A 6,185-nucleotide genomic window follows, 5' to 3' on the forward strand; every position below is an offset into this window, starting at 1 on the left:
GCGCGCTGTCAGTGTGATCAAAGCGTGCGTGCGGGCGGGCGGCGAAACCGCGTATCATGTTGTAGGGGTCGCGGCCCGTCGGATGAAGGCAGACGAGCGGAGGCGGGCGGTGCGGTGGGGTGAGCCTGGTCTCGGAGGGCGTGTGCGGGGGGGTGCGGTTGTCCGGGCGCCCCGCGGCGGTGCCCGTGCCCGCGCCGTCGCCAGCGGTGGCTCCGATGCCGGCCCCAACGCCAGCCGCGCAGCCCGATGTGCCGTTTGCCGCGCAGCCGGCTTCGCCCTTGGAGATGGAGACGTCATCCGTTGCCGCGCCGTCGCCGCTCCCTGAGGTGCCGCTGCCGGTCCCGGAAGCGTCGCGGCCCCAGGCCATCCACGAAGACGTAGTAGGCAACGCGCAGCCCGCGATGTCCGCCGCACGAGCCGCGCCTGCAATCCCCGCGGCCCCAGCAACCCCAGCGGCCCCGACAACCCCAACCCGCCACGACACCCCCGGTGCCACGAGCGACGACCGCGCCGTGCTCTTCCAGGCCCTGCTCGAAGGACTCGGCCTCGACCCCTCGCGCGCGCCGAATCTGCCCGGGCCGGAGTTCGCGCGCCTGATCGGCACGATGTTGCGCGAAGCACTGCGCGGCACGATGGCGGTATTGCGGGCCCGCTCGATGACCAAACGCGAAGCCCGCCTCGACACGACCGTGATCGTCGCGCGCGACAACAACCCGCTCAAATTTTTCCCCGACGTCGACAGCGCGCTGGCGCAGATGCTGACCGGCCGCACGGCCGGCTATCTGCCGCCCGACGAAGCGCTCAAGCGCGCCTTCGACGATATCGAGGCGCACGAACTCGCCGTGCTGGCCGGCATGCGCGCGGCGCTCGCGCATGTGCTGGGCCGCTTCGATCCCGCCTCGATCGAAGCGCAGCTGAAAGACCCGGGCGCCTTCGAAAAAGTGCTGTCGAACCGCAAGGCGAAGCTATGGGACCTGTTCGTCGGCTTGCAGGGCGCCGTCGCGCGCGAAGCCGAGGACGACTTCCAGAAACTTTTCGGCCAGGCGTTCAATGAGGCGTACGAGGCCCAGATCGACGAACTGCACGCGGCCCGCGCACGTCAGCCGAAACCTTGAGCCGATCCCACCTAGACACGATCGAACGAAACAACATGTCCTGGAATAGCAAAGTCATCTGGTCCGAGGGGATGTTTCTGCAGCCCCAGCATTTGCAGCAGCACGACCGCTATCTGCAGCGGCAACTGGAGACGCGCGCCGCCGGCCTGCGTCCGTATAGCTGGGGCTTTACCGCGCTGGAGATCGACGAGCCGCTGCTCAAGCTCGGCAAGCTCGCGCTGCTGTCCTGCGCGGGCGTGCTGCCCGACGGCACGCCGTTCGATCTGCCCGCCGACGACGATCTGCCCGAGCCGCTCGACATTCCCGAGGGCACCCGCAACGTGCTGGTGCAACTGGCGCTGCCGGTGCGCCGGCCGGGCGTGGCCGAAACCGGCAACGAGGCGAGCGAGGAGAACTTCGCGCGCCACCGTATCGCCGAACTCGACGTGAGCGACAGCAATGATCCGAACGCCGGCGCGGCGCTGATGCAGATCGGCAAACTGCGGGTGCGCCTCGCGCTCGCTCCCGACGTAGCCAATGCCTATACGGCGCTGGGCGTGGCGCGCGTGCTCGAACGCCTGCCCGACAACCGGGTCGTGCTCGAAAACGACTACAGCCCGCCGTGTCTCGACTATCGCGTGGCGCGCCGCCTCGGCGCCTTCGTCGACGATCTCGTGGGCCTGCTGCATCAGCGTGGCGAAGCGCTGGCCGGCCGCCTCGCGCAGCCCGGCGTGACGGGCGTCGCGGAAGTGGCCGATTTCCTGCTGTTGCAGCTGATCAATCGTCACGAGCCGCTGGCCTCGCATCTCTCGACGATGACCGGTCTGCATCCCGAAGCGCTCTACGAGGTGGCGGTGCAACTGGCCGGCGAACTGGCGACTTTCAGCCAGGCGTCGAAGCGCCCGCCCGCGTATCCGGTGTATCGCCACGAATGGTTGCGCGAGACCTTCGCGCCGGTGATCGACGATATCCGCGCGTCGCTGAGCATGGTGATGGACCCGCACGCGGTGGCGATCCCGCTCGAAGAGCGCAAGTTCGGTCTGCGCGTGGCGATCGTGCCGGACAAGACGCTGTTTGCCGGCGCCACCTTCGTGCTCGCGGTGCGCGCGCAAATGCCGGCCGAGCACATCCTGACCGGCTTCGCGCCGCAGGTGAAGATCGGACCGATCGAGCGCATTCGCGATCTGGTCAATCTGCAACTGCCGGGCATCGGTCTGCGCGCGTTGCCGGTGGCGCCCCGGCAGTTGCCGTTTCATGCCGGCTTTACCTACTTCGAACTCGATCGCGGCAACGAGCTGTGGAAGCAGTTCGCGAGTTCCGCCGGCATGGCGCTGCACGTCGCCGGCGAATTTCCCGGTCTCGCGATGGAATTCTGGGCGATTCGCCGCTGATACCTTGATTGAGGACGTTCATCGTGACTCCTGACGAACTGCGTGGTCCCGCCGACGACCCCGGCGCGACGATCCTGATTCCGACCCCGGGCGGCGCGCGGGCCGCGTTCATGGCGGCCGCGGCGGCGCCCGCGCCGATGCTGCCCGCGGGCGGCGGGCTCAATCCGCTGCTGCGCGCGGCCAACCCGCTGATCGAACTGGCGTTGCCGTTGCGCCAGTTGCCGACGCATCCGAACGTCGAAGACCTGCGCAACCAGCTGATGCAGATGGTGCGCAACTTCGAAGCCCAGGGCCGCGCGAACGGCATCGACGACGAGAAGCTCGGCGCCTCGCGCTATTGCCTGTGCACCTTCCTCGACGAAGCGATCGCCAGCACGCCGTGGGGCGCGGGCCTGTGGGGCAGCCGCAGCCTGCTCGTGACGTTCCACAACGAGGCCTCGGGCGGCGAGCGTTTCTTCCTGATTCTGCAGCGTCTCGCGCAGAACCCCGCCGGCAATGTCGACGTGCTCGAACTGATCTACGTGATTCTCGGCCTCGGTTTCGAAGGACGCTACCGTCTGATCGACGGCGGCCGCACGCAGCTCGACACGATCCGCGAACGCCTCGAACAGATGATTCGCGGCCAGCGCGGCGCGGCCGAGCGCGATCTGTCGCCGCACTGGCTGCCGGTCAAGGTCGAGCGCAAGCCGCTGCTGCAACTGGTGCCCTTGTGGGTCGCGGCGGCGGTGGCCTGCCTCGTGCTCGTGATCGTTCATCTGGTGCTGAGCTTCCGGCTCAACGACATGTCCGACCGCGTATTCGAAGCGCTGCACGGGATTCGGGTCGCGCCCGCGCCCGCGCTGGCCTCGAAACTCGCGGCCGCGCCCAAGCTTGCGCCGAAGCTGTCGCAGTTCCTCGCGCCGGAAATCGCCCGCGGTCTCGTGCGCGTGGCCGAGTTGCCCGACCGGACCGTCGTCACGATCAACGGCGACGGCCTGTTCGCGTCGGGCAGCGCCGATCTGGCCGAGGGTTTCGTGCCGCTCATCGAACGGATCGGCGATGCCTTGAAGGCCGTGCAGGGCAATGTGGTCGTGGCCGGTCATACGGACAACCAGCGCGTCTTCTCCGCGCGCTTCCCGTCGAACTGGCATCTGTCGCAGGCGCGCGCCGAAGCGGTGCGCGACATGCTCGCGGCCCGCGCCGGCACGCCTGGCCGTTTCAGCGCCGAAGGGCGCGGCGATGCCGAACCGATCGCGCCCAACGACACCGCCGCGAATCGCGCGCGCAACCGCCGCGTCGATATCACGGTGCTGGCGCCGGGAGCGGCATCGTGAAGAACCTGATAAGACGTTCGTCGCGCAAGGCACAGAGGAGCCGGGCATGAAAATCTTCAACTGGCTGAGACGGCCCATCGTGCTGTCGCTGCTCGGCGTGCTCGCGTTGTCGCTGATCGTCTGGGTCGAGGGGCCGCTCGTCGCGTATGCCGGTCACGAGCCGCTCGACAGCACCGGCAGCCGCTGGGTCGTGATCGTCGTGCTGCTGCTGTTGTGGGCGCTCTACTGGGCCGTGCGCTGGCTCGCGATGCGGCTCGCGAACGTCCGCTTCACGCGCGTGGTGGCGCAGGGAACGGACGAGCCCGCGCCCGGCAAGAAAGAATCCGAGGCCGACATCGCGGCCCTGAAGCAGCGTTTCGAGGCGGCGATGGCGACCTTGCGCAAGGCGCGGGTCAAGGGCCGCTTCGGTAGTCAGTATGTCTATCAATTGCCGTGGTACATGTTCGTCGGCGCGCCCGGCACGGGCAAGACCACGGCGCTACTGAACTCGGGGCTCAAGTTTCCGCTGGCCGACCGGCTCGGCAAGCAGTCGGTCGGCGGCGTGGGCGGCACGCGCAATTGCGACTGGTGGTTCACCGACGATGCGGTGCTGCTCGACACGGCGGGCCGCTTTACCACCCAGGATAGTTTCGCCGAGGCCGATCAGGCCGGCTGGGCCGGTTTCCTGCAACTGCTGCGCAAATACCGGCCACGCCGGCCGCTGAACGGCGTGATCGTCGCGCTGTCGGCGCGCGATCTGCTGCAACTGTCGGACACCCAGCGCGACCAGCAGGCGAAGGCCGTGCGCGAACGGCTCAAGGAACTGTACGGCCAGCTCGGCATGCGCTTTCCGGTCTACGTGATCGTGACCAAATGCGATCTGCTCGCCGGTTTCGCCGAGTTTTTCGACGACCTCGGCCGCGACGAGCGCGAACAGGTCTGGGGCATGACGTTCCCCTACACGGAGCAGGGCTCGCCCGACGACGCGCTGGCCGCGTTTCCGGCCGAATTCGAGGCACTGGAAAAGCAGTTGCAGGCGCGCGTGCTGAATCGCATGCAGCGCGAGACCGACGTGCGCCGGCGCGCGCTCGTCTATGGATTCCCGCAGCAGTTCGCGGGATTGCAGGCGATGCTGAAGAGCTTTCTGAACGAAACTTTCAGCACGTCCCGCTTCGAGCAGTCCGCGCTGCTGCGGGGCGTGTATTTCACGAGCGGCACCCAGGAAGGCCGGCCGATCGACCGCGTGATGAGCGCGGTGGCCTCGGCGCTCGGCTTTCAGCAACAGGTCGTCGTGCCGGATGCGGCGAGCGGGCGAGCGTACTTCATCACGAAGCTGCTGCGCAACGTGATTTTCGAGGAAGCCGGGCTCGCGGGCGTGAACCAGAAACTGGAGCGGCGCCGCGCGTGGTTCCAGCGTGCCGCGCTCGCGGCGATCGGGGTCGTCGCGGTGCTGGCGCTGGTGCTGTTTTTCGTCAGCTATCAGCGCAACGAAGCCTACGTGGCCAAGGTGCAGCAGCATGTGGCCGCATTGCAGAAGCTCGCGCAGAGCACGCAGCCCAGCGACAACCCGCTGGCCTTGCTGCCGCTGCTCAATGCCGCGCGCGATCTGCCCGGCGGTTACGCGGACCGCGACAAAAGCGTGCCGTGGCTGTCGCGCCTCGGCCTTTATCAAGGCGACAAGCTCGGCCTCGAAGCGCAGACCAGTTATCGGCGGCTGTTGCGGCAGACGCTGCTGCCGCTCGTGGTGAGCCGCATGGAAGACGAATTGCGCCGGGGCGACGCGAACAATCCCGACTTCCAGTATGAAGTACTGCGCGCCTACCTGATGCTCGGCGATTCGCTGCACTATGACGCCGACTCGGTGCGCCTGTGGGCCGATGTCGATTGGCGCCGTGGACCGTTGCGTGATGCGAGCGACGAGCAGCGCAACGATATCGATGGTCATCTGGCGGCGCTGTTCCAGCCGGCGCGCTTCGATGCGTCGCTGCCGCTCGACAAGGACCTGATCGCGCAGGCGCGGGCGACACTCGCGAAGATGCCGCTGACCCAGCGCCTGTTCAACCGCGTCAAACGCGATCTCGAACAGAGCAGGCTGCCGGAGTTCAGCGTCGCCAATGCCGCTGGGCGCAATGCCGCGCTGGTGCTCGTGCGCAAGAGCGGCGCGCCGTTGACGCGTGGCGTGTCGGGCGCTTATACGCGGGCCGGTTACCGGAAGTTCGTCCAGTTGCGCGACGCGGCGGTGCTCGATATCGCCAAGGACGATTGGGTGCTGGGACGCGAGGAATCCGTATTGACGCCGAATGGTCTCGACGACCTGAAGGCCGGCATGACGCGGCTCTATTACGACGAGTACATCCGCCAATGGGATGCCTTGCTCGGCGATGTCGACGTGGTGCCGTTCAACGGTG

General features: G+C 67.7%; 4 protein-coding genes. All 4 read left to right on the forward strand.

What is annotated here, in order from left to right; all coding sequences use genetic code 11:
- Nucleotides 1–215: 215 nt before the first annotated feature.
- The gene (tagH, locus tag GXB81_RS30110) at nucleotides 216–1,115 is read left to right on the forward strand and encodes a type VI secretion system-associated FHA domain protein TagH (RefSeq protein ID WP_241016589.1); all 900 of its coding nucleotides are present in this window, start codon (nucleotides 216–218) and stop codon (nucleotides 1,113–1,115) included.
- Between the two features lie 35 nt (nucleotides 1,116–1,150).
- Nucleotides 1,151–2,485, forward strand: a complete 1,335-nt coding sequence (gene tssK / locus GXB81_RS30115) for a type VI secretion system baseplate subunit TssK (protein WP_167285820.1) — start codon at nucleotides 1,151–1,153, stop codon at nucleotides 2,483–2,485.
- 23 nt (nucleotides 2,486–2,508) lie between these two features.
- Nucleotides 2,509–3,798, forward strand: coding sequence for a DotU family type VI secretion system protein (locus GXB81_RS30120; protein WP_167285821.1), 1,290 nt, complete (start codon nucleotides 2,509–2,511; stop codon nucleotides 3,796–3,798).
- Between the two features lie 46 nt (nucleotides 3,799–3,844).
- The coding region (gene tssM, locus GXB81_RS30125; RefSeq protein WP_205991121.1) for a type VI secretion system membrane subunit TssM at nucleotides 3,845–6,185 on the forward strand (2,341 nt) is incomplete at its 3' end.

The organism is Paraburkholderia sp. Ac-20336, from assembly GCF_017105025.1.
GTDB lineage: Bacteria > Pseudomonadota > Gammaproteobacteria > Burkholderiales > Burkholderiaceae > Paraburkholderia.

Bases quoted from the DNA above. Each gene is read 5' to 3' on its own strand.
- tagH (WP_241016589.1), top strand. From the start codon at position 216: ATGCCGGCCCCAACGCCAGCCGCGCAGCCCGATGTGCCGTTTGCCGCG.
- tssK (WP_167285820.1), top strand. From the start codon at position 1,151: ATGTCCTGGAATAGCAAAGTCATCTGGTCCGAGGGGATGTTTCTGCAG.